The 22705-nt window shown below is 63.6% G+C and carries 24 protein-coding genes; 13 read left to right on the forward strand and 11 right to left on the reverse strand.

Going from position 1 to position 22705, the window contains the following annotated elements; translation table 11 throughout:
• Positions 1–25: 25 nt before the first annotated feature.
• The 7 genes from K3165_RS09560 to K3165_RS09590 form a co-directional block, all read right to left on the reverse strand.
• Positions 26–1018 carry a type II secretion system F family protein gene (locus K3165_RS09560; RefSeq protein ID WP_247714057.1) on the reverse strand — a complete coding sequence of 331 codons (993 nt, stop codon included), beginning with the start codon at positions 1016–1018 and terminating at the stop codon, positions 26–28.
• Between the two features lie 21 nt (positions 1019–1039).
• A complete protein-coding gene (locus tag K3165_RS09565) occupies positions 1040–2011 on the reverse strand; it encodes a type II secretion system F family protein (protein ID WP_221548657.1) in 972 nt (323 codons plus the stop codon).
• 84 nt (positions 2012–2095) lie between these two features.
• Positions 2096–3379 (reverse strand): pilus assembly protein CpaE, encoded by a 1284-nt coding sequence (locus K3165_RS09570; RefSeq protein WP_221548658.1) that lies wholly within the window; start codon positions 3377–3379, stop codon positions 2096–2098.
• A gap of 3 nt (positions 3380–3382) precedes the next feature.
• The gene (locus tag K3165_RS09575; protein ID WP_221548659.1) at positions 3383–4033 is read right to left on the reverse strand and encodes a CpaD family pilus assembly protein; all 651 of its coding nucleotides are present in this window, start codon (positions 4031–4033) and stop codon (positions 3383–3385) included.
• A 14-nt stretch (positions 4034–4047) separates the two neighbouring features.
• Entirely contained in the window at positions 4048–5592 is a 1545-nt protein-coding gene (locus K3165_RS09580; protein ID WP_221548660.1) for a type II and III secretion system protein family protein, read from the reverse strand.
• A 40-nt stretch (positions 5593–5632) separates the two neighbouring features.
• Complete coding sequence (gene cpaB, locus K3165_RS09585) at positions 5633–6712, reverse strand: Flp pilus assembly protein CpaB (protein ID WP_221548661.1); 1080 nt, start codon at positions 6710–6712, stop codon at positions 5633–5635.
• A 91-nt stretch (positions 6713–6803) separates the two neighbouring features.
• Positions 6804–7517 (reverse strand): A24 family peptidase, encoded by a 714-nt coding sequence (locus K3165_RS09590; RefSeq protein WP_221548662.1) that lies wholly within the window; start codon positions 7515–7517, stop codon positions 6804–6806.
• A gap of 63 nt (positions 7518–7580) precedes the next feature.
• Here K3165_RS09590 and K3165_RS09595 point away from each other — a divergent pair, with 63 nt between their 5' ends.
• From K3165_RS09595 to K3165_RS09605, 3 genes are all read left to right on the forward strand, one after another.
• Positions 7581–8573 carry an alpha/beta fold hydrolase gene (locus tag K3165_RS09595; protein WP_221548663.1) on the forward strand — a complete coding sequence of 331 codons (993 nt, stop codon included), beginning with the start codon at positions 7581–7583 and terminating at the stop codon, positions 8571–8573.
• Complete coding sequence (locus K3165_RS09600; RefSeq protein WP_221548664.1) at positions 8570–9667, forward strand: NAD(P)/FAD-dependent oxidoreductase; 1098 nt, start codon at positions 8570–8572, stop codon at positions 9665–9667. Before K3165_RS09595 ends, K3165_RS09600 begins: the two co-directional genes overlap by 4 nt.
• A gap of 69 nt (positions 9668–9736) precedes the next feature.
• Complete coding sequence (locus tag K3165_RS09605; protein WP_221548665.1) at positions 9737–9913, forward strand: YegP family protein; 177 nt, start codon at positions 9737–9739, stop codon at positions 9911–9913.
• Positions 9914–9915: 2 nt separating this feature from the next.
• Here the strand turns inward: K3165_RS09605 and rnhA are convergent, their stop codons facing one another.
• Genes rnhA through ispH form a run of 3 tightly spaced genes read right to left on the reverse strand, consistent with a single transcriptional unit; the run spans position 9916 to position 12327 of the window.
• Positions 9916–10362 carry a ribonuclease HI gene (gene rnhA / locus K3165_RS09610; protein WP_221548666.1) on the reverse strand — a complete coding sequence of 149 codons (447 nt, stop codon included), beginning with the start codon at positions 10360–10362 and terminating at the stop codon, positions 9916–9918.
• A 27-nt stretch (positions 10363–10389) separates the two neighbouring features.
• Positions 10390–11340 (reverse strand): homoserine kinase, encoded by a 951-nt coding sequence (thrB, locus tag K3165_RS09615; RefSeq protein ID WP_221548667.1) that lies wholly within the window; start codon positions 11338–11340, stop codon positions 10390–10392.
• On the reverse strand, positions 11341–12327 hold the full coding sequence (ispH, locus tag K3165_RS09620) for a 4-hydroxy-3-methylbut-2-enyl diphosphate reductase (protein WP_221548668.1): 987 nt from the start codon (positions 12325–12327) through the stop codon (positions 11341–11343).
• A 93-nt stretch (positions 12328–12420) separates the two neighbouring features.
• Between ispH and K3165_RS09625 the strand changes: the two genes are divergently transcribed.
• The 9 genes from K3165_RS09625 to tatC all read left to right on the forward strand — a co-directional run bounded on the left by K3165_RS09625 (position 12421) and on the right by tatC (position 19668).
• On the forward strand, positions 12421–13071 hold the full coding sequence (locus tag K3165_RS09625; RefSeq protein ID WP_221548669.1) for a hypothetical protein: 651 nt from the start codon (positions 12421–12423) through the stop codon (positions 13069–13071).
• 60 nt (positions 13072–13131) lie between these two features.
• Positions 13132–14868, forward strand: coding sequence for an arginine--tRNA ligase (argS, locus tag K3165_RS09630; RefSeq protein ID WP_221548670.1), 1737 nt, complete (start codon positions 13132–13134; stop codon positions 14866–14868).
• A gap of 3 nt (positions 14869–14871) precedes the next feature.
• Positions 14872–15570, forward strand: coding sequence for an SPOR domain-containing protein (locus tag K3165_RS09635; protein ID WP_221548671.1), 699 nt, complete (start codon positions 14872–14874; stop codon positions 15568–15570).
• Between the two features lie 91 nt (positions 15571–15661).
• Positions 15662–16681 carry a beta-N-acetylhexosaminidase gene (gene nagZ / locus K3165_RS09640; protein ID WP_221548672.1) on the forward strand — a complete coding sequence of 340 codons (1020 nt, stop codon included), beginning with the start codon at positions 15662–15664 and terminating at the stop codon, positions 16679–16681.
• A complete protein-coding gene (locus K3165_RS09645; RefSeq protein ID WP_221548673.1) occupies positions 16678–17481 on the forward strand; it encodes a segregation and condensation protein A in 804 nt (267 codons plus the stop codon). The genes nagZ and K3165_RS09645 overlap by 4 nt, the downstream gene beginning before the upstream one ends.
• 50 nt (positions 17482–17531) lie before the next feature.
• Complete coding sequence (scpB, locus tag K3165_RS09650) at positions 17532–18095, forward strand: SMC-Scp complex subunit ScpB (protein ID WP_247714089.1); 564 nt, start codon at positions 17532–17534, stop codon at positions 18093–18095.
• A 64-nt stretch (positions 18096–18159) separates the two neighbouring features.
• Complete coding sequence (gene tatA / locus K3165_RS09655; RefSeq protein ID WP_221430548.1) at positions 18160–18390, forward strand: twin-arginine translocase TatA/TatE family subunit; 231 nt, start codon at positions 18160–18162, stop codon at positions 18388–18390.
• A 23-nt stretch (positions 18391–18413) separates the two neighbouring features.
• Positions 18414–18857: a Sec-independent protein translocase protein TatB gene (gene tatB, locus K3165_RS09660; RefSeq protein WP_221548675.1), complete on the forward strand. Its 444-nt coding sequence runs from the start codon at positions 18414–18416 to the stop codon at positions 18855–18857.
• Position 18858: 1 nt separating this feature from the next.
• Positions 18859–19668, forward strand: coding sequence for a twin-arginine translocase subunit TatC (gene tatC, locus K3165_RS09665; protein WP_221548676.1), 810 nt, complete (start codon positions 18859–18861; stop codon positions 19666–19668).
• Here tatC and K3165_RS09670 read toward each other — a convergent pair.
• Positions 19653–21302 (reverse strand): amidohydrolase, encoded by a 1650-nt coding sequence (locus K3165_RS09670; protein ID WP_221548677.1) that lies wholly within the window; start codon positions 21300–21302, stop codon positions 19653–19655. The genes tatC and K3165_RS09670 overlap by 16 nt on opposite strands.
• A gap of 107 nt (positions 21303–21409) precedes the next feature.
• On the opposite strand from K3165_RS09670, the gene K3165_RS09675 reads away from it, so the two are divergent.
• A complete protein-coding gene (locus K3165_RS09675) occupies positions 21410–22663 on the forward strand; it encodes a threonine ammonia-lyase (RefSeq protein WP_221548678.1) in 1254 nt (417 codons plus the stop codon).
• Positions 22664–22705: the final 42 nt, after the last annotated feature.

Here is a 22705-nt window from a genome sequence, read left to right on the forward strand (position 1 = left end):
ATATTCGGTAGCTTCTTCGCCGACCCTACTGGGTCATGAAGGAGTCCGAGATGTCGCAGGCCGCAGGGCCGAGAATGACGATGAACAGCACCGGCAGGATGAACAGGATCAGCGGCACGGTCATGATCGCCGGCAGACGCGCTGCCTTTTCTTCTGCGCGCATCATGCGTTCGTTACGGAATTCGGCCGAAAGCACACGCAGCGCGGATGCCAGCGGAGTACCGTAGCGCTCGGTCTGGACCATGGTCGTGACCACGCCCTTCACGGCCTCGAGGTTCACGCGATAAGCGAGGTTGTCGAAGGCCTTCTTGCGCTCGTTGAGGAACGACAGTTCGATCGCGGTGAGGGTAAACTCGTCACCCAGTTCCGGATAGGCACGGCCCAGTTCCTTCGCCACGCGGTTGAATGCGGCGTCGACGGTCAGACCGGCTTCCGCGCAGATGACCAGAAGGTCGAGCGCGTCGGGCAGGCCCTTGCGGATCGCATCGGTACGCTTGCTGGCGATGTTGCTGAGGTAGATTTCCGGGCCTTTGTAGCCGAAGAAAACCGCAGCCGAGAGCGCAGCGACGCGCTTGAATTCCCAATCGGGGAAGATCTCGACGACATAGAGCAGCACACCGGCGATGAGGCCGAAGATCACGGGCAGGACCATGCGCAGACCGATAAGGACGACTGCGATTTCCTTGTTGCGGAAACCGGCCCATGCCAGCTTCTGCTGCATTTCCTCGACCTGGCTGTCCTGCAGGACCTTCATGTTGCCGAGGGTGTCGCGCACCTTGTCGGCCGTGTCGGTCTTGCGCACCAGGCTCTGGCGCTTCTTGGCGCCCGAGGTGACGAGGCCGGCCTTCAGTTCTTCACGACGGCCTTCCAGCGCCTTCACGCGCTTGGCCATCGGGTCCTTGATGGTGACCGCAGTGTAGATCGCGAAGAGAACCGCGAGAGCTGCCACGCCCATCAGGATGGAGCCGACGACGATGACGTCGAAGCCGAGGAGTGTGGGTCCGTTACCGCTTTCCATGATGACTTGTCCCTCGGGTCCTTAGATTTCGAAGCTGACCATCTTGGCCATGATGAAGGCGCCGATGCTCATCCATACGAGGCCGCCAAGGCCGGTGACGATCAGGCGCTCGTCGACGAAGAAGCTGCCGACATAGTCCGGGTTGATCCACCAGATCATGGTGAAGACGATGAAGGGCAGAGCGCCGACGATGTAGGCCGAGGCCTTCGATTCCGAACTCATCGCGCGGATCTTGAGCTTCATCTGTGCACGCTTGCGCAGCACGTCCGACAGGTTCGACAGCGTTTCGGCGAGGTTACCACCGGTTTCGCGCTGGATGGCGAGCGTGATGCAGAAGAAGTTGAACTCGGGGATGCCAAGACGATTGGCGGTTTCCTCGAGCGATTCTTCCATCGTGCGACCGATCTTGATGCGCTCGACGATGCCCTTGAATTCCTGGCCGACCGGGCCATCGACTTCCTGTGCGACGACCGAGAGCGTCTCGGTCACGGGAAGACCCGAGCGAAGACCGCGAACCAGCAGTTCGATGGCGTCGGGGAATTTCGTGTTGAAGTCGTTGGTGCGCTTCTTGATCGCGCGGCCGACGATGAAATGCGGGATACCGGCGCCGGCAAAGATGCCGATCGCGAAGGACAGCGGCAGCGAGCTGGTGCGCAGGAACATGATCACTGCCACGACCAGCGCAATGCCGAGCGAGACATAGGCGTACTGGCTGATCGTCCAGCCCTTGCCGGTCCGGTCGAGACGCATGGCGAGCGCTTCTACGCGCGAATCCGAACCCGCGGTCTTGTGACGCTTGGGCTTACGGGCCGCGATGGCCTTCTTCAGCTGCGATTCGACCTTTGCATCGGTGCTTTCCGAATGGCGGAAGCGCACCTGCTGCAGGCGGCGCTGGCCAGTCTTGGCAGCGTTGGGGCCGGCGAATGCGACATAGCCCAGGACGAGCAGCGCAAGGATGCCGACCGCAACCAGTACGAGCTGGATCAAATTCATCTGTCTACTCCGTCCCGTCCGTCATAATTCGTTCGTTGGTCCCGGAGCGCGAAGGGCAGGGCCCCAAGCGCTCCGGAAACAAGGTTATTCGACTTCGGCTGCTGCCTTGTCCTTCTTCGACACCAGACCCTTGAGGTCGAAGCCGCCGAGCAGCGATTTCTTGCCGGAAGCTTCTGCTGCCTCGTCGCTTTCTTCGTCGCCCAGCCCGATGATGCGGCTGGCGAGCTGCTTCATGCCGGCAGTGGCCTTGCCCGAGGCGTTCGCGTCGAGGAAAGTCTTGCCGAGCTTGGCAGCCGTGGCAGCGCCCTTCTGGTCGTAGGGGATCGAGATATCGATCTTGCGTTCGATCGAGGCTTCGAAATCGGCCTTGCTGATTTCTGAAGCGCCGGGCTGGACCTTGTTGGCAACGACCACCGGGGTGGCGTGCGCAGCATTGGTCTTGAGCCAGGACAGCGTGCGGATCGTGTCGCGTGCCGAGGCAAGCGTCATTTCCGTCACCAGCGTCACGACGTTCACGTCGTTGAGCAGGTGGGGGAAGTTGATCAGCATGTTACGCGGCAGGTCGATCAGCGTCATTTCGAAAGCGTGGCGGAATTCTTCCTGCAGCTGCAGGAAGGCCGCGCCGTCGGTCATGAGCGGCGAGTTGATCGGAGCCTCGGCCGAAAGGATGGCGAGGTTTTCGTTCGCACGGATCATGGCGCGTTCGATGAACAGGCCGTCGATGCGGCTCGGGTTGTCGATCGCGTCGGTCAGGCCGCGGCCGGGCTCGAGATCGAGCGTGAGCGCGCCGGTGCCGAAGTGCACGTCGAGATCGAGCAGTGCGGTCGGCATCTTCTTTTCCGCGCTGTAGTACCAGGCCAGCGAGGTCGCCAGCGTCGAGGCACCGACACCGCCGCGGGTACCCACGATGGCCGTCGAGATGTGACGCTTGATCTGTTCGCTCTCACCGCCGCGAGGTGCGCTGAAAACGGCCTGTGCCGCATTGAGCGAGTCGCGCAGGACCGAGGCCGACAGCGGCTTCAGGAGATAGTCGTGGATGCCGCTCGCGAGCAGGTCGCGATAGAGGCGCACGTCGTTCACCTGGCCGATGGCGATCACGACCGTGCCGGGTTCGCAAACCTCGGCCAGGGCGTTGATGTCGTTGAGCGGATCGCCGCTTTCCGACAGGTCGACCATCAGGATGTTCGGGCTGGCAGAGACCGACAGGGACTGCACTGCGTTGCGCAGGCCGCCCTTGTTGCACTTTTCCGGCTGCCAGCCGAGTTCGATCACGACCGGACGCAGGACGTCCAGCGCCGTTTCGTCGCAGATATAGGCTGCAAACGGATCGCGATTGCCGGGCATGCCGGGTTTCGAAAAAGCGCTCATGGCTCAGTTGCCTCCTTGGCTATTGGTTTCAGGCAGGCCGCCCGCGCCGGTCGGTTCCATCTCGCGGTAGGACTGGATTGCCTTGGTGGAAGTGGTCACGACCGTCTCGCCGGTGCCCTGCTGGCCCTGGACGAGGTCTTCCGGATTGGCGACCATCGCAGCCAGGTTGCTGTAGGTGGCGCAACCATAGTTCGGATTGGTCGAGTTCTTGTCGTTGGCTTCGGCCGTGTGCGACCAGTCCGGGCAACCCGGAACAGAAGCACTCGAACGCGTGATGACGACGCGTGCCTGGCCCGGCTGGGCGTTACCCACGGTCACCGGGGCACCCTCAGCCAGAAGAATGCCGTGGCGTGCTGCGAGTGCGGCGATGTCGTCACGCACGGCGAGGCTGTTGTTGCCATCGTCGATCGAGACACGGTCGCCGTAGCGCAGGTCCATGCTCTCGAACCAGCCGGCGAGCCGCTGCTGTTCGGAGACGGGCAGGCCGTCTGCATTGGTGCTGACGTCGAGCGTATAGTTCGAGCGTTCCACGACCGGCTGCTTGACGCTGTAGAGCGTGCGGTTGTCCATGTTGACGCCGCCGCAGGCACCCAGGGTGAGTGCGAGCGAGGCTGCCAGCGGAGCGGCGAGCTTGCGAGTGATGTTGATACGCATTGTTCTCGTCTCCCTTATTCGAAGCTGAAGCCGGGCTTGGCAGCAGCGGTCTTCTCGTTACGGCGGGCGTCCGCCTGTGCTGCGCCCTGTTCGCCGTCGGCTTGCGAACCCTGCGAAAGCTGCGGTGCGGCACCGCTGCCGTTTGCCGAAGGCATCGGGCGGCTTGCGCCCGAAACGCCGTCAGCTTCGCGAAGTTCGATCAGACGCTGGAACTCGGTCGGCTTGAGATAGCCGTCCGTGGGCAGGCGGATGTCGTTCGCATTGACCGGCTTCACCAGGTACGGCGTCACCACGATTACCAGCTCGGTTTCACCCTTGCGGTAGTTGGTCGAGCGGAAGAGGTTGCCGAGGAGCGGCACATCGCCGAGGCCCGGAGCCTTCTCGATCGAGTTCTGCGAGTTGTTCGACAGCAGGCCGGCGATCATGAAGCTCTGGCCGGAGCCGAGTTCCACGGTCGTTTCCGCACGGCGGGTGACCAGAGCGGGCACCTGGAAGCCGTTCAGCGTGATCGAGCCCTGGCTCGACAGTTCCGACACTTCGGGACGAACGCGGATCGAGATGCGGCCATTGGCCAGAACCGTCGGCGTGTAAGCGAGGCTCACACCGTAGTTCTTGTACTCGATCGAGACGTTACCCAGACCCTGGCTGAGCGGGATCGGGAATTCGCCACCTGCGAGGAATTCTGCCGTTTCGCCCGAGAGGGCGGTCAGGTTCGGCTGCGACAGCGTGGTCACGAGGCCCTGCGTTTCCGCAAGATCGAGCGCCGATGCGATGTCGAGGCCGAGGAGGTTGCCCTCGATGCCGATGGTCGAACCCTGCTGGCTGCCCGGGATAACCGTGCTGCCGTCGGGACCTTCGGTCAGGCCGACACCGAGACCGGCAGGCGAACCCGGGGTATACTGCGGGATCCACGAACCCGAACCCTGGCCGACACCGACCTTGAAGCCGCTCGATGCGTCGACCGAGGCGAGGTTCACGCCAATGGCGCGCACGACGCTGCGGCTGACTTCGGCGATACGCACCTGCAGGTTGACCTGCAGCGGCGTTGCCATGCGCAGGCGGCTGATGACGTTGGTGCCTTCACCGACATAGGCTTCGACCAGTGCCTGGGCGTCCGCTGCGTCTTCCGGAGCGGCGACCGTGCCGGTCAGGAGCACCGTGTTGGTGCCCATCGTGGCGACGTTGATCTTCGCTTCGGGCATCGCAAGGGCGAGCATCTGGTCGATGCTGCCGATGTTCGAACCGACGCGGACGTTGGCTGCCCAGATGATGTCACCTGCGGCGTTGCTGGCGTAGACCGTGGTCTCACCGCCGGACTTGCCGAACAGGTACAGCTGGCGCTGCGACTTGATCTGTACGTCGGCGACCTGATCGTTCGAGATGAACACATCGGCCATGGTGCCGGGTACGTTGACGAGTTCGCCGCGGCCGATCGAAAGGACGATGTCCGTGGTCGGGCTGACGACCGCCTGGGCCGTAGCCACACTGGTCGGAGCGGCTGCCAGCGGCGCGAGCGCCAGTCCGGCAAGCAGCAGTTTTGCGGTAAGACGACGTTTCATGGAATGGCCCCCTGAATGGCTTCCTGTCTTGATCATCGGATTAACGGACGGTGCTCAGCGCGACCGGAACAGTGCTTCCGGCGTTGCGAGTTCCCGAGGCAACCGAGGAGTTGAGTGCACCTGCACGGCCCACGGTGACGCGTTCCTGCACCTTGCCGCGAGTAACGATGACGCTCGGGCCCTGGCGGACCGGTGCTGCTGCACCGTCACCGCCGCCGCCACCACCGCCACGCTGGCGCTGCTGGGCGGGCATCGAGCTGCGCTGGAAGCGCGAGACGTCGCCGCCGGTCACATAGGTGCCCTTGGCATCGTCGGGACGCGCTACGACTTCGCGCAGCAGGCGTTCTTCTTCTTCCGGCGAAGCGTCGTCGGGGATCACGAGATCGCCCGATGCGATGGCGCGTTCGAGTTCGTGTTCGCTATCGGCCAGCGAACGCAGTGCGAGGCTGAGCGTACCGATGGTCTGCGCCACGGCCACCTTCTCGGCGATCGTCGGCGTGACTTCGATCGTCACCGTGCGGAACGGGCGGACCTGGGTCTTGCCGTCGACGGTGACCTGCGTGGTCGCCTGGTCGGTTGCGAGGATGCGAAGGTTACGAAGGATGGTTTCCGACGTTTTCAGCGGAGCACCTTCTTCGCCCTGGACGGTCTGCGTCAGGACCATGTCGACGCGGTCACCCGGGAAGACGAAGCCGGCAACGCCGCTCTTCGCATCGACGGGCACCGTGATGGCGCGCATGCCGGGCGTAAGGGCTGCAGCAAGGAAGCCGCGGTCGCCGGGGCTCACCAGCGAACCCTGGGTAACCGGTTCGCCTGCAGTGACTGCATGGCGGACAACCGTACCGATCAGTTTGGAGACATCGGCTTCACCATCGAGGAAGTATGCGTCCTGGACGAGCTCTTCCGGCCACAGCTGATAGCCGATGGCATCTGCGGTGATGATGGTACCGGTCGGCAGAGCACGCTGCGCGACAAGAACCTTCGGGCCCTGCGGTTCGACAACCGCTGCGGCCTCTGCCTGCGGAGCGGTGGCTCCGGCGATCATGCTGCGGGCAACAAGCGCGGTACCGATCGCAATGACCAGTGCACCTACCAGCAGAACAAGCTTCTTCCTATCCATGGCTATTCAGCCCCCTCGTTGGCCCGCGCAGAATCGGATGCGGGCAGCTATGGTTTCCATCTGTAAGTGGCGATTGGTTAAAATCGGGTTGTCAGCCCGCGGCGGTTGTAGAAATTCCCGCAAGAAAGCTGCCGCCGAGCATCCAGAGGCCAGCGACCGAGATGGCCAGGCCATAGGGAACACGCGGCTGGTGCTTGTGACGGCGGATGATTCGGATCGAGACGAGCGTCGCGATTGCAAGCAGGGCAATCGGGATCAGCGCGATGGCGATGGTACCCGTCTCGCTGGTGCCGAGCGACTGGACGACGCTGGACGGGATCGCCAGCTTCGGCCCGCCGAGCACGGCGCTGGCGAAGTTGCCTGCGATCAGCGTGCAGGCCACCAGTATAAAAGTATCGCGCACGGGCTTGCCGCCCAGAACGTTGGAGCGTGCAACGCCCCAGATGCCCATGGCCAGCGTCAGCACCCAGCCGACCATTGCCATGATGAGGACGAGGCCGAGGAAGTTCGTCGGCGGGAACCACAGGGCAAGCGCTGTTAGCAGTTTCACATCGCCGCCGCCCATCTGGCGGATCGCGAAGAACGCACAGCACACTGCAAAGGTAATGGCCGCGATACCGAGCTGGATCGCGACACCCGGCCACAGCGACAGTCCGCTGGCCCACCAGAACAGCGGGGCACCTGCAGCAATGGCGATGTTCAGCTTGTTGCCGATCGTGCGGCTCTTCAGGTCGGTGAATGCAGCGACCAGCAGCGCGATTGCCAAGGAGCCGAGCAGAACGTAGGTGAAAATTTCTTGGTCCATGACCCGCTTTCCGAATTTTGCTTCGGTATCGGGCTACACAAACATGCTTACCAAATAGTAACCATGACACGCGGTGCAACGGAGGCTGCCATCACCGGAACGCTAGAAAAGCCGATCGATCGCCGGGCTATTCCCGCCAATGCGACCGAGAGTTGCTGGACTGCAGAGGACGGCCACGAACTGCGCCGGATCGACTGGAAGACACCTTCACAAGAAACGCGGGGGTCGTTGCTTTTCCTTCCGGGGCGCGGTGACTTTTACGAAAAGTACCTGGAGAGCCTCGAGGAATGGCACCGCGCCGGATGGCGCGTGACCGCTGCCGATTGGCGCGGCCAGGCCGGGTCCGGGCGGCTGGGCGATGACCGGCTGACCGGCCACGTGGAAGATTTTTCCGACTGGGTCGCCGACCTCAAGCACTTCTGGGACAGCTGGATACAGGAAACGCCTGGACCGCACGTGCTGGTTGCCCATTCGATGGGTGGTCACATCGTTGCCCGCGCCCTTGTCGACGGGGCGATAAAGCCAGACGCGGTCGTGCTGTCGGCTCCGATGCTGGGGATGGCCGGTCCGCCGCTCCCGCTGGCAGTCCTGCATTCCGTCGCGCGGGTCATGACCCGTATCGGTTCACCCAAGCGTCCGGCCTGGAAATGGAGCGAGAAACCGGGCGAAATGCCCGCACGCCGCCGCGACCTGCTGACCCATGACGACGATCGATACGACGACGAATTGTGGTGGCGTGAGAAACGGCCCGAGCTTGCGATGGGGCCGGGCAGCTGGGGCTGGGTCGAACGTGCCTATGCCTCCACGCGTGAACTCGAAAAGCCGGGCGCGATGGAAAATGTGCAGGTACCCGTGCTTGTCGTGTCGACATCGATCGACAAGCTGGTCGACCACAAGGCGGCCGTGCGCGCGGCCGGGCGCTTCCCGAATGGCGAGTTGATCGAATTCGGCCCCGAGGCGCATCACGAGATCCTGCGTGAAGTCGATGCCGTGCGCGGCAAGGCCATGGACGGCATTTCCGCATTCCTCGACAAGGTAGCTCCAGCCGCGACGTGACGGATTTCGATTTCGCCATTGTCGGAGCCGGGATCGCCGGTGCCAGCCTCGCCGCCGAACTGGCAGAGGGCGGGGCCAGCGTCTGCGTCCTCGAAGCCGAGGACCAGCCGGGCTATCATTCGACCGGCCGGTCCGCCGCATTCTGGGAAGAGTGTTACGGCGGTCCGGAAATCGTACCCCTGACCCTCGCATCGGGACCATATTTGCGGGAGAACGGCTTCCTCACGAAGCGCGGCGCCCTTTACATCGGCCGCGACGAGGATGCCGGCGCACTCGATGCCTTCATGGAGCGCTTTGCCGATACCGGCGCGACGATCGAGCGACTGGGGCGCGACCGGCTGGAGGCACGGCTTCCCGGCCTGAAGGAGGAATGGACGGGTGCCATCTGGGAGCCCGCCTGCGCCGATATCGACGTGGCGGGGCTCCACGCCCATTACTTGTCGCGTGCGCGCAAGGCCGGGGTCGACCTGAAATGCCGCTCGAGGGTCGTGTCAGCCACACGCGCTGGCGGCACGTGGACGATCCGGACCGAAAGCGGCGATGAAACAATCGCCGAAACGCTTGTGAACGCTGCGGGCGCATGGGCCGACGGGCTTGCCCAAATGGCCGGCGCTCAACCGGTCGGTATCGGGCCTCTCCGCCGGACGGTGGTGCAACTGCGTACCGATCCCGCTCCATTGCCGGATCAGCCGCTCGTCCTCGACATTTCGGGGCGCTTCTACTTCAAGCCCGAAGCAGGGCGCCTCTGGCTCAGTCCGCATGACGAGGTGCCGAGCGAACCGTGCGACGCCGCGCCCGAAGAACTGGACGTCGCCACGGCTATCGACCGCCTGCAGCAGGTGGTGGACTGGGACATCGTGGGGCTGGAGCGCCGCTGGGCAGGGCTGCGCAGCTTCGCGCCGGATCGCCGCCCGGTCTATGGCTGGGATCCCGAAGTTGCAGGGTTCGCCTGGTTCGCCGGGCAGGGGGGCTATGGCATCCAGACCTCGCCAGCGGCAGCAAGGCTTGCGGGACAGATCCTTCTCGGGCGCGCGAGAGACCGGATGACCGAACAGCTCGACGCCTCGCTCTATGATCCTGCCCGCTTTGCCTAGCCAAGCGCGTATCAATTGTTAATGTGATCCCCGAATCCACCAACCCAACCGCAGACGAGAGGAATAACGATGGGTCACCATTTCGAAATCTACAAAGACAAGGCAGGCGAGTTCCGCGTGCGCTTCAAGTACAATTCGGAAGTGATGTTTTCGACCGAAGGCTACAGCTCGAAGGATAGCGCGAAGAACGCGATCGCCTCGATCCAGAAGAACGGACCCGGCGCAGAAACCGTCGACAATTCGTAATTCTATGTCCCGCCAGCGGCGATCGCTTCGGCGGCGTTGCTGGCGAGGCTGTCCACCCGCTCGTTTTCCGGGTGGCCCGAATGGCCTCTCACCCAGTGCCATTCCACCTTGTGACGAGCCGTCACCTCGATCAGGTCATGCCACAGGTCGGCATTCATCACCGGCTTCTTGCTCGCATTGATCCAGCCACGCTTCTTCCAGCCGTGCACCCACTTTGTGATACCGTCGATCAGGTACTTGCTGTCGGTATAGATCGCGACCTCGCACGGCTCGATCAGGGCTGACAGCCCGCGGATCGCAGCCGTCATCTCCATGCGGTTGTTGGTCGTCTGGGCTTCGGCGCCGGACATTTCCTTTTCGTGGCGCCCCATGCGCAGCAATGCGCCCCAGCCGCCCGGCCCGGGATTGCCCTTGCATGCTCCGTCGGTGAACAGTTCGACCCGCTTCATGCCAGTCGCCCTAGCGCCTGCGCCGCCTTATTCAAACGCTTCACGGCCCGCATTGTCGTAAAATTGCCAGCGCCGGACGAACTCCATGGGGTCCTTGCGCAAGACCTGCGCGTCGGGCGGCGTGTCGAGCCAGTCTTCCGCGCGGCTGGCGATGAACCGCAGGCAGGCACCCTTGGCCAGCAGCGGGAGGGCATCGCGTTCTGCCTCCTCGAGGCTGCGTATCGATTCGTATCCGGCGACCAGCGCATGCCCGAGCACGGCGTCATAGCTGCCTTGGGGGAAGCACCACGCAGCATGGGTCACTGCAAGATCGTAGGCCATCGCGTCGTTGCAGGCGAAATAGAAGTCGATCATCCCCGAGACCTCGTTGCCGAGCATCAGGACATTGTCGGGAAACAGGTCGGAGTGGATGATCGAACAGGGCAGGTCCTGCGGCCATTGTGCCACGAGGTCGTTCGCCAATGGCAAAATAGCAGGCAGTTCCGGATCGATCCCCGCCAGATTTTCCGCGCCGCATTTCTGCAGGATAGCGAGCGTGTCCGCGGGCGCGAGATCGTTTGCCCGTCTCCCGTCGAAGTCTTGCGCTGCGAGATGGACCCGTGCCAGCGCTGCTCCGGCGGATCGGGCCTGTTCGGCAGTCGGAATGCTGGGTGAGACGCCGGGCAGGAACTCGATCAGCGCGACCGCCTTGCCGTCGACATGCCGGAATGCCGCGCCGGAGCGGTCATGGATCGTAGCGGGAACCGCGCATCCCTTCGCTGCGAGGTGGTCGAGCAGGCCGAGGAAAAACGGGAGCTGCGCGGTATCGATCCGGCGCTCGTACATGGTCAGGATGAACCTGCCCTCAGTGGTCTCGACCAGCCAGTTGGAGTTGGAAACGCCCTCGGCAATCCCCTTGGCAGATATGAGATCGCCGACGTCGCATTCGCCGATCAGGCGCGCAAGCTCCTCGGCGCCGAGATGGGTGTAGACCGCCACCTATTCGGTGAGCTGGCGTGGCAATTTGAAGACCATGTTCTCTTCGGCCGCAGCAATCGGTTCTTCCTGGACCAAGCGCCAGTCCGACAAGCGGTCGACAACCTCGCGGACGAGCTTTTCCGGGGCGGAAGCGCCAGCAGTGAGGCCCATGGTCCCGACGCCCTCGAGCCATTCGGGTTCGATCTCGTCGGCACGCTGGATCAGCCGCGCATCGGTACCCAGCCGTTCCGCGACCTCGACGAGGCGAAGCGAGTTGGAAGAGTTCGGTGCGCCGATGACGAGGACGAGATCGCACTTGGGCGCGATGATCTTGACCGCAGCCTGCCGGTTGCTGGTGGCATAGCAGATGTCTTCCGCTTTGGGCGCAACGATCTGCGGATAGCGTGCTTCGAGCGCTTCGATGATGTCGGCCGTGTCGTCGACCGACAGCGTCGTCTGGGTGAGATAGGAAAGGTCGTCTTCCTGCGAGAACGGCAGGGTCGCGACATCTTCTACCGTTTCCACCAGGGTAATCCGGCCTTCGGGGACCTGGCCCATGGTGCCAATCACTTCCGGATGGCCCTCGTGCCCGATGAAGAGGATGTGCTGGCCTTTTTCGATCTGCCGTTCGGCCTGGCGGTGGACCTTGCTGACCAGCGGGCAGGTGGCGTCGACATAAAGTAGCTTGCGGCGGTCGGCCTCTGCCGGGACCGATTTGGGAACGCCGTGCGCGGAAAAGACGACCGGTACGTCGTCGGGCACTTCGTCCAGTTCTTCTACGAAGATGGCGCCCTTGGCCTTCAGGCTGTCCACCACGTAGCGGTTGTGGACGATTTCATGGCGCACGTAGACGGGCGCGCCATACTTCTCGAGCGCGCGTTCGACGATTTCGATGGCGCGGTCGACGCCGGCGCAGAAGCCCCGCGGAGCTGCGATCAGCAGCTGCAACGGCAGGCGCGGATCGGAACTGGAGGGATTCTGTGTCGTGGACGGAAAGGGGGCGTTCATGCTCGCCCCTCTAGCGCTTTGCATCGCGCCAAGCTAGGGCACGCGTCGCCCCGAAGGGCAGTTGAATACGAACACATGAGGAATGTCGCCGACATGACCAATCGCTTTCGCCTCCTTACTGCCCTTGGAATGGGTCTCGCACTGGCCGGTTGCAAGACCGATGGCGAGCTCGTTGTTCAGGGCAATGCGGTTGGTATCACGGCGGTGCGTACTGCCTGTCCGGCAGTCGGCATTCCCGACTACACCGGCGATGTTACGCTGTTCCGCGGCGCGACGGAGACGCTCGCAGACCTCGATGTGACCGCGGCGATGACCAACCTCACCTCGACCTGCAACGAGGAAGGCGAACGCGTCTATTCGGAAGCCAGCTTCGATGTGGTGGCGCGCCGTACCGATGTTCGCGGCTCGCGCACGGTTCAGCTCCCCTATTTCACTACAGTTCTTCGCGGTGGTAGCGCAGTCGTTACCAAGCGCGTCGGCACCGTCACTCTGACTTTCGCCGACGGTCAGGAGCGCGCGCAGGCCAGCGGCAAGGCCGGAGCCTTCGTCAACCGCGCAGAAGCGACGCTTCCCGCCGATGTGGTCGAACGCATCACTCGCAAGCGCAAGCCCGGGGATCCCGACGCGGCGCTTGATCCGCTGGCCGATCCCGAAGTCCGCGCCGCCGTGCAGCGTGCGACCTTCGAACTGCTCGTCGGCTTCCAGCTGACCGAGGACCAGCTGCGGTATAACGCCACGCGCTAATCGCGCAGGGGGATGCTCTGACATCTTGCGATTTTGCGCCAATCGTCTAGGCGCGCGGGCATGTCCGACATCCAGACTCTCCACGCCGGTTTCGCGGCGAAAATCGACGCCGTTCTCAATGCCCTCGAGATGGAAGGCCACCTTCCGCCCGAGACCAACCGTTCTGGCGTTACCGTAGAGCCGCCGCGCGATCCCTCGCACGGCGATCTTGCGACGAATGCCGCGATGGTTCTCGCCAAGCAGGCGAAGACCAATCCGCGCGCGCTGGCCGAACTGATCGTCGAGCACCTGAAGCGCGAGCCCGATATCACCGAGGCAAGCATTGCAGGCCCCGGCTTTATCAACCTGCGCCTGTCGGACATGGCGTGGGTGCGCGAACTCGAAGCGATCGCCGCGCTTGGCGACGATTACGGTCGTTCCGAGCTGGGTGGCGGACAGACGGTCAATGTCGAATATGTCTCGGCCAATCCGACCGGCCCGATGCACATGGGCCACTGCCGCGGCGCGGTGGTGGGCGATGCTCTGGCCGGACTGCTCGAGTTTTCCGGCCACAAGGTCATCCGCGAATATTACGTCAATGATGCCGGTGGGCAGGTGGACGTGCTCGCCCGCTCAGCACACCTGCGCTACCGCGAAGCGCTCGGCGAAGAGATCGAAATCCCCGAGGGGCTTTACCCCGGCGACTACCTGAAGCCGGTCGGCGAACGCCTCGCTCAGGAATTCGGCCCGGCTTACAAGGACGCGCCCGAAAGCGAATGGCTCGAGCTCTTCCGCGAACGCTCGGTCGCCGCGATGATGGACATGATCCGCGAAGACCTGTCGCTGCTCGGCATCCATCACGACCTGTTTTCCTCCGAGGCCAAGCTGCAGGCAGCGAAGAAGCCCGAAGAGGCCGAGGCGTGGCTGCGCGAACATGGTTTCGTCTATGACGGCGTGCTCGAAGCGCCCAAGGGCAAGGCGCCGCCCGAAGACTGGGAGCCGGTCGAACTGCCGCTGTTCCGCTCGACCGAATTCGGGGACGACCAGGATCGCCCGATCAAGAAATCCAACGGCGCGTGGACCTATTTCGGCGCCGACCTCGCTTATCACTTCCAGAAGGCCGAAAGCGCCGATGCGCTGATCGACATCTGGGGCGCGGACCATGCGGGCACGGTCAAGCGGATCAAGGCAGCCGTCGCCGCGCTCACCAAGGGCGCTGGCCGCGACGTGCCTTTCGACGTCAAGCTGGTGCAGATGGTCAATCTGATGCGCGACGGCGAACCGGTGAAGATGTCGAAGCGTGCAGGTACTTTCGTCACCCTCGCCGACGTGGTGAAGGAAGTGGGCAAGGACGTGGTGCGTTTCACCATGCTGACCCGCAAGCCCGAAGCGCAGATGGAATTCGACTTCGCCAAGGTGGTGGAAGCCAGCAAGGACAACCCGGTCTTCTACCTCCAGTACGCCCATGCCCGTATCCGCTCGACGCTGCGAAAGGCAGGCGTCGAACCGAGCGATGCAAATCTCGATCGCCTCGGTGCGGACGAACTGGCGCTCGTACGCGAAGCGGCGCAATTCCCGCGTGTGGTCGAAGCCGCTGCAAAGGCTCGCGAACCGCACCGTATTGCTTTTTTCCTCGGCGATCTCGCCGCCGCCTTCCACAGCTTCTGGAATGCGGGTAATGATGATCCGGCAAAGCGGATTATCCAGGAAGGCGACGCCGAACTTACCGCCGCAAGGCTGTTCGTCGCGGCACAGGTCGGACAGGTGATCCGCAACGGCCTCGGCATATTGGGTGTCGAGGCGGTCGAGGAGATGTAAGGCATGGCGCATTCGCCCTACGAGACGAGCGATACTTGGGACGAGGCCGAGGATCTCGAGCTGATCGAGTCCGAAGATCGCCTGCCCTGGCTCGAGGCGGATGAAGAGGAAGACGAGGCCGGTGGTTTCGCCACCTCGCGGCTGCTCATGCTGGGCGCGCTGTCGCTGCTGCTGGTCGGCGCGCTGGTCGCTGGCGCATGGTTCCTGCTGGGATCGAATAGTGATGAGCCGATTGCCGACGGTAGCCTGATCGAGGCGCCCGACGAACCCTACAAGACCAAGCCCGAAGATGCGGGTGGCAAGACTTTCCCAGGCACGGGCGATACCAGCTATGCCGTTGGCGAGGGGCAGACGCGCGAAGGCAAGCTGGCCGACACGCCCCCCGCACCCGAACCGCTGTCCGAAGCCGAAGTGGCAGGCCCGTCGCTCGCCAGCACGCTCAACGAAGGTCCGCGCCCCGCTGCGCCCACCGGCGTTGCCGTGCAGGTGGGCGCATTTCCCACGCGGACCGCGGCAAACGAGGCCTGGGGTCGGCTGATGCGCCAGACCGAAGCGTTAAACGGTGTACGTCACCGTGTGGTCGAGGCTCAGGTCGATATCGGCACCGTCTATCGCCTGCAGGCGATGCCGGGTGATCGCACGGCGGCAAATGCACTGTGCGACCGGCTCAAGAGCGATGGATTGGCCTGTTTCGTCAAATAGGGGCCCCTGACGGACTCGGACTGCCTTAATTTCCACACCTGCCGACTCCGCCGAGCTTGGCATTGCGCGCGAAAAGCAGCAGTTTCCTTCCATGACGCCCGCCATTTTCGGCATTTCCGGTCTTGCACTCACGGCCGACGAACGCGCCTTCTTCAAGGAGGCCGATCCTGCGGGCTACATCCTGTTCGGACGTAACTGCGAAACGCGTGACCAGATGCGCGCGCTGACCGATGACTTGCGCTCAATCCACGGGCGTGATCGCCTGATCGTCTCGATCGACCAGGAAGGCGGACGCGTGTCGCGGATGAAGCCGCCCGAATGGCCGAAATATCCTGCTGGCGAGGCCTTTGCCAAACTCTACGAAATTGCTCCTGCCTCCGCGATCGAGGCGGCGCGGGTCAATGCCGAGGCGATGGCTTATGAACTGGCGCTCGTCGGCGTCAGCGTCGACTACCACGCGCCGTTCGATGTCAGGCGGCCGGAGACCGACGACGTTATCGGTGACCGCGCTCTCGGCAGCGAGCCGATGCAGGTCGCAGCGTTGGGGCGCGCGGTGCTCGACGGTATGGCGCGCGGTGGCGTGGTCGGCTGCCTCAAGCACATGCCCGGCCACGGGCGGGCCACGGTGGACAGCCACAAGGAACTGCCGCGCGTCAGCGCGAGCGAGGCGGAACTGGAAGTCGATATCGAACCCTTCCGCAGCTTGTCCTCGCATCCGCTCGGCATGAGCGCACACCTTGTTTTCGATGCGTGGGATGCAGACAATCCGGCGACGCTTTCCAAGACGGTCATCGAAGATGTCATCCGCGGCAAAATCGGCTTCGACGGCCTGCTGCTGACCGACGATATCGACATGCAGGCGCTCGACGGCACGATCCCCGATCGCGCCGCGAAAGCGCTCGAGGCGGGCTGCGACATCATCCTGAATTGCTGGGCGAAAATGGACGACCAGCAGGAAATCGCGAACCGCTTCCCGACGATGCCCGAGGTGACTGCCGCGCGGCTCGAACGAGTCCATGGGGCCATGGGTGACATGGCGCAGGATTGCGATGTCGCAGGGCTTCTCGCCAAGCGTGATGCGTTGCTGGCGATTGTGGAGGAGGCGGCATGACCGAAGGAATGCTGTTTGCCGATACTCCCCAGCAGGAAGGCGACGACTGGGACGGCATCGCTGCCGAAGCGACGGTGGACAAGGATGCCCTCTATCTCGAGCTCGATGGCTGGGAAGGGCCGCTCGACCTCCTGCTCGACCTCGCGCGGCGCCAGAAGGTCGACCTGCGCGAAATCTCCATCCTCGCGCTTGTCGAACAGTATCTCGAATATATCGAGCAGGCCGAAGCGCTGAAGCTCGAACTGGCTGCCGATTACCTCGTGATGGCAGCGTGGCTCGCCTATCTGAAGTCGGCCATGCTTCTGCCCCGCGAAGAGCAGGAAGACCCGAGCCCCGAAGAGCTCGCGCTCAAGCTGCAACTGCGCCTCCAGCGCCTCGGTGCGATGCGTGAGGCCGCTGGCCGCCTGATGGGCGGTGACCGGATCGGGCGCGATGTGTTCCTGCGCGGCTCCCCCGAAGGGCTCGCCATTGTCCGCAAGACGCAATGGGAATGCGACCAGTATGCCCTGATCGAAGCCTATGGCCGCGTGAAGGCGCGCACCGCGCCGGCGGTCCACATGGTTCGCGAACGACCGGTGATGACGCTCGAGTCCGCGCTCGATCGCGTGTCGAACATGCTCGGTGTGACGCTGGAGTGGATGGAATTGCGCGAATTCCTGCCGCCGCATGCCGAACCGCGCCTGCGCAAGTCGGCGCTCGCCTCCAGTTTCGTCGCCGCGCTCGAACTGGCGCGTATGGGCAAGGCCGAAATCGCGCAGGAAGAAGTCTTCGGCCCGATGCGATTGAGGCGGGTCGCGTGACCGAACTGGAACGCGCCGTCGAAGCTGCGCTGTTCGCGTCGGAGGAGCCGATGAGCGTGGATGCGCTGGCGGGGTTCCTGGGTGACGCGGAGAAAACGGAAGTGCGCGAGGCGCTGAAGGCGCTTGCCGAAACCTATGAGAAGCGCGGTGTGCATCTCGTCGAACGGGGCAAGCGCTGGCATTTCGAGACTGCTCCCGAACTGGCGCACCTGCTGCGCAAGGAGCGCGAACAGGTCCGCCGCCTGAGCCGCGCGGCCACCGAAGTCCTTGCGATCATCGCCTATCACGAACCGGTCAGCCGCGCGGAAATCGAATCGATCCGCGGCGTGCAGACCAGCGGCGGTACGCTCGACGTCCTCATGGAAGCGGGTTGGGTAAAGATCGCCGGGCGGCGCGAGGTGCCGGGGCGGCCGACCATTTATGCGACCACGCCGGAATTCCTCGACCACTTCGGTCTTACCAGCCGCCGCGACCTGCCGGGAATCGCGGAATTGCGCGCCACAGGCCTGCTCGATCCGGTCGAGGACGCGTACGAGGACCTGATGGGCACGGACGATACGGAAGAGACCTCGCAGGACGATCGAGAGGCCGACGAAGCCTCCGATGCAGCCTGACTGGCTTTCGCGCTGCCACGTCCCTATATTGTATCCAACAGCTCACGCTTAGAAGGTATTCACAATGTCGCTCGGCCCCTGGCAGCTCATCATTATCGCCCTCGTGATCCTCGTCCTCTTCGGGCGTGGTCGCATTTCCGAGATGATGGGTGATTTCGGTAAGGGAATCAAAAGCTTCAAGAAGGGCATGAACGAGGAAGACTCCGAACCCGCGAAGCAGATCTCGCACGATGCGAAGCCTGCGGGCGAAGGCCTGACGGAAGATCAGGTCAAGACCACGTCCGACCCGAAGTAAGCCCGACAGAGAGCCGCTGATCCATGTTCGACATCGGCGCGGCCGAATTGCTGGTGATCGTCGTTGTGGCGATCCTCGTGATCGGCCCCAAGGACATGCCGAAAGCCATGCGCACCGCTGGTCGCTGGATCGGCAAGCTGCGCCGGATGTCCTCGCATTTTCGTTCCGGCCTCGATGAAATGGTCCGCCAGGCCGAAATCGAGGACATGGAAGAGAAGTGGGCGCAGAAGAACAAGGAAATCATGGCGAAATACCCGACCGGCAACGAACCGGACGGGGGCGCGCCGGAAAATCTCCTGCCGCCCGAGATGGAGCCGCTCGCCTCGGCCGGCGAAACCGCCGATCCCGATGCCGCCGCCGAGGCCGCGATAAAGCGGGCGGCGCCGAAAAAGGCGCCCGAGCATGGCGGCGAGCGGTCCGCAGACGAACCGGGCCTGCCCTTCGGCAAGCCGGAAAAGGACGGCTGACATGGCGTTCGAGGTCAAGGACATAGACGAGACGCAGGCGCCGCTGCTCGATCACCTGATCGAATTGCGCACCCGGCTGGTCCGCTGCGTCGCCGCGCTTGTGCTGGCGTTCGGCGTCTGCCTCTATTTTGCCGATCAGATCCTCGGCTTCCTCATCCAGCCGCTCAAGAAGGCCTTCCCCGAGGGGCAGGGCCAGCTGATCTTCACCAAGCTCTACGAGGTCTTCTTCGTCGAGCTCAAGGTCGCGCTGTTTGCCGGCTTCTGCATCTCGTTTCCCTATATCGCGAACCAGCTCTGGGCCTTCGTCGCCCCGGGCCTTTATGCGAAGGAAAAGAAGGCGTTCCTGCCCTTTCTTTTCGCAACGCCCTTCCTGTTTCTGGCCGGTGCGAGCCTTGCCTATTACATCGTCATGCCGACCGCATTCGAGTGGTTCCTCGGCTTCGAGGGTTCGGCAGGCGGGCTGGAGATTCAGGCGCTGCCGACAGCGAACGAATATCTCGGCCTCGTCATGCAGTTCATCCTCGCCTTCGGGATGAGCTTCCTGCTGCCGGTGCTGCTACTTTTGCTGCATCGTGCAGGGATCGTGACGCGCGACCAGCTGGTAGGCGCGCGCCGATATGTGATCGTGCTGGTCGTGGCGCTGGCGGCAATCATCACACCGCCCGACCCCGGATCGCAGCTTCTTCTGGCCGTGCCCCTGCTACTCTTGTTCGAAGGCTCGCTCGTACTGATGCGCATTTTCGACAAGCGCAGCGCGAAGGAAGCGCCGGCAGGAAAGGACGATCCCGAAGCCGATCAGTCGGCGTCGTAGACCTTCTGACCACCCACCCAGGTTTCCAGCACCTTCGTCCCGCGGATTTCCTCGGGCGTTGCCAGTAGCGGATCGACATCGACGAGGACGAAGTCGGCCCGCTCGCCGGGCAGCAGCCTGCCGAAACGACCCTCGGCGAAGCCTGCATAGGCTGCATCTGCGGTGAATCCCGAAAGCGCCTGTTCGCGATTGACGCGTTCGGTTGCCCGCCAGCCGCCAAAGGGCTCGCCTTCCGCATTGCTGCGGGTGATGGCTGCCGCGAACCCGGCGAAAGGATCGGGCGATTCCACCGGCGTGTCGGAGCCAAATGCGAGACGTCCGCCCATTTCAAGGATCGTGTTCCACGCATAGGCCCCTTGCAGACGCTCTTCGCCCAGCCGTGCCTCGGCCATGAACATGTCGCTGGTCTGGTGGACGGGCTGCATGCTGGAAATGATGCCGTGCTCTGCCAGCTTCGGCAGGTCTGCCGGGTCGACGATCTGGACATGCTCGATACGCCAGCGGCGGTCACCGTCGAAGCTTTCGGCAATCTCGCCGATCGCGGCGAGGGCCTCGGCATTGGCCGCCGTGCCGATCGCGTGGACAGCGGGCTGGAAGCCGCCCTGTGCGGCGCGCACCAGCACGTTGCGCAGTTGCGCCGGTGCCATGAGCGGCAGGCCCGTATTGTGCGGATCGTCCGAATAGGGCTGCTTGAGCCATGCACCGCGGCTGCCCAGAGCTCCGTCGAGATAGAGCTTCACCCCGTTCATCCGCAGCTTGTCCTCATAGAGCCACAACGAGGGGCGGGCTCCGGAGATCAGCGTCATCTGGTCGGGACCGGCCGCATAGGACATGATCCGCAATGTCAGCGAGCCGTTGTCGCCTGCCCGGCGGAAGGCCTGCCAGTCCTCGATGGTCGTGCCCATGTCGGCGACGGCGGTGATGCCGAAGCTGTGCAGGACCTTCTGCGCTTCGATGAAGGCGAGGTCGCGTTCGATCGGGCGCGGGGCAGGGACGGCGGCATTCATCAGCTCTTCGGCCGCGTCGACGAAAATGCCCGAGGGCGTCTTGCCATCGGCCAGCTTCTCGATCCGCCCGCCGCTGGGCGACTTCGTATCGGCAGTAATGCCCGCTGCGCGCATCGCGAGGCTGTTGGCCCAGCCTGCATGCCCGTCGACGCGGGCGAGGTAGACCGGCCGGTCGGATACGGCGCTGTCGAGTTCTTCGGCCGTCGGGAAACGGCCGAGACCCCATTTCTCTTGGTTCCAGCCGCGACCGAGGATCCACGGGCGGGCCTCGTTTTCGGCAGCGAAGGTGCGGATCTTTTCGAGCGCTTCCTCGAGCGAATTGGTGTCCGACAAATCGAGCGTCAGCGCGCCGAAGCCGACGCCCATTACATGGGCATGGGCATCGATGATCCCGGGGATCATGACGCGGCCTTCGCCGTCCTCTCGGTAATCGGTACGGGGCCGTTCCTGACCGCGCTCGATCACCTGCGCGATCTTGCCATCGTCATCGATCACCAGCGCTTCGAACCGTTTGACCTTGCCGTCTGCATCGATGGTGATGCCGGTGACGTTGTCGATGAGGACATCGGCATGGGCAGGCATTGCAATGGCGCTTGCGAGAAGTGCGGCGGCGATCTTGAGCTTCATCTGGTGACCCCTGACAATCGGTTGCCGCAAGCGATAAGGCATAGCTTGGGCTGAGCAAACCCTTTCGGCGATTGCGAAGCAGCCGCGTGCGGCCTAGGGCCGGGAACATGACCGAAGCAGCATCCCTTCGCGCCGAAGAACGCGCGACCGACCTTTTGACACTCGACGATGTGCGCGCGGCAGCGCAGCGCATCGAAGGCGCGGTGGTCAAGACGCCGATGATGCACTCGATTACGCTTTCGGAAATTACCGGCGCCGATATCTGGCTCAAGTTCGAGAACCTGCAGTTCACTGCCGCCTACAAGGAACGCGGCGCGCTCAATGCACTGCTCCAGCTGACCGAGGAGCAGCGCAACAAGGGCGTTATCGCCGCCTCGGCCGGCAACCATTCGCAGGGCCTGTCCTATCATGGCCGCCGCCTTGGCGTGCCGGTCACCATCGTCATGCCCTCGACCACGCCGAGCGTGAAGGTCATGCAGACCGAGAGCGTGGGTGGTAATGTCGTGCTTCACGGCGAGACCTTCGACGAAGCCTATGCCTATGCGCGCGAGCTCGAGGCAGAGCGCGGGCTTACCTTCGTCCACCCCTTCGACGATCCGCAGGTCGCTGCGGGGCAGGGCACGGTTGCGCTCGAAATGCTCGAGCAGAAGGACGATTTCGATTGCCTCGTGGTGCCGATCGGCGGCGGCGGGTTGATGAGCGGCATGGCGACCGTCGCCAAGGCGCTCAAGCCCGACATCGAGATGGTCGGCGTGCAGGCAGCTCTCTATCCCTCGATGTATTCGGCCGTCACGGGTGAAGAGCTGCCCTGTGGCGGTGATTCGCTGGCGGAAGGCATCGCGGTGAAGGAACCGGGTGCTTTCACACGGCAGATCATCGGCGAGCTCGTCGATGAAATCCTGCTGGTCGAAGAACCCAAGCTGGAACGCGCGGTTTCGCTGCTGCTGCAGATCGAGAAGACCGTGGTCGAGGGGGCAGGTGCTGCCGGTCTCGCCGCGGTGCTTTCCTATCCCGAGAAGTTCGCGGGCAAGACCGTGGGCCTCGTGCTGTGCGGCGGCAATATCGACACGCGCCTCTTGGCGAACGTCCTCGTGCGCGACCTGGCCCGTTCGGGCCGCCTCGCGCGCCTTCGCATCACCCTGCAGGACCGCCCAGGCGCGCTCTACAAGGTCATGCGCGAGTTCAACGAGCACAATGTCAACATCATCGAAATCTACCATCAGCGCATCTTCACCACGCTTCCGGCGAAGGGCCTGATCACCGAAATCGAGTGCGAGGCGCGCGACGGTGCGCAGATCGACAGGCTCGTGAAAGCGATGGAAGCCAAGGGTTACAGCGTGGAGCTGGCCGAGCTCGCCTGAGGAATCTTAACCGCTAACCCCCTGCAAAACGGGCGACTCGTC

The organism is Qipengyuania xiamenensis (assembly GCF_019711495.1).
GTDB classification, from domain to species: Bacteria; Pseudomonadota; Alphaproteobacteria; order Sphingomonadales; family Sphingomonadaceae; genus Qipengyuania; species Qipengyuania xiamenensis.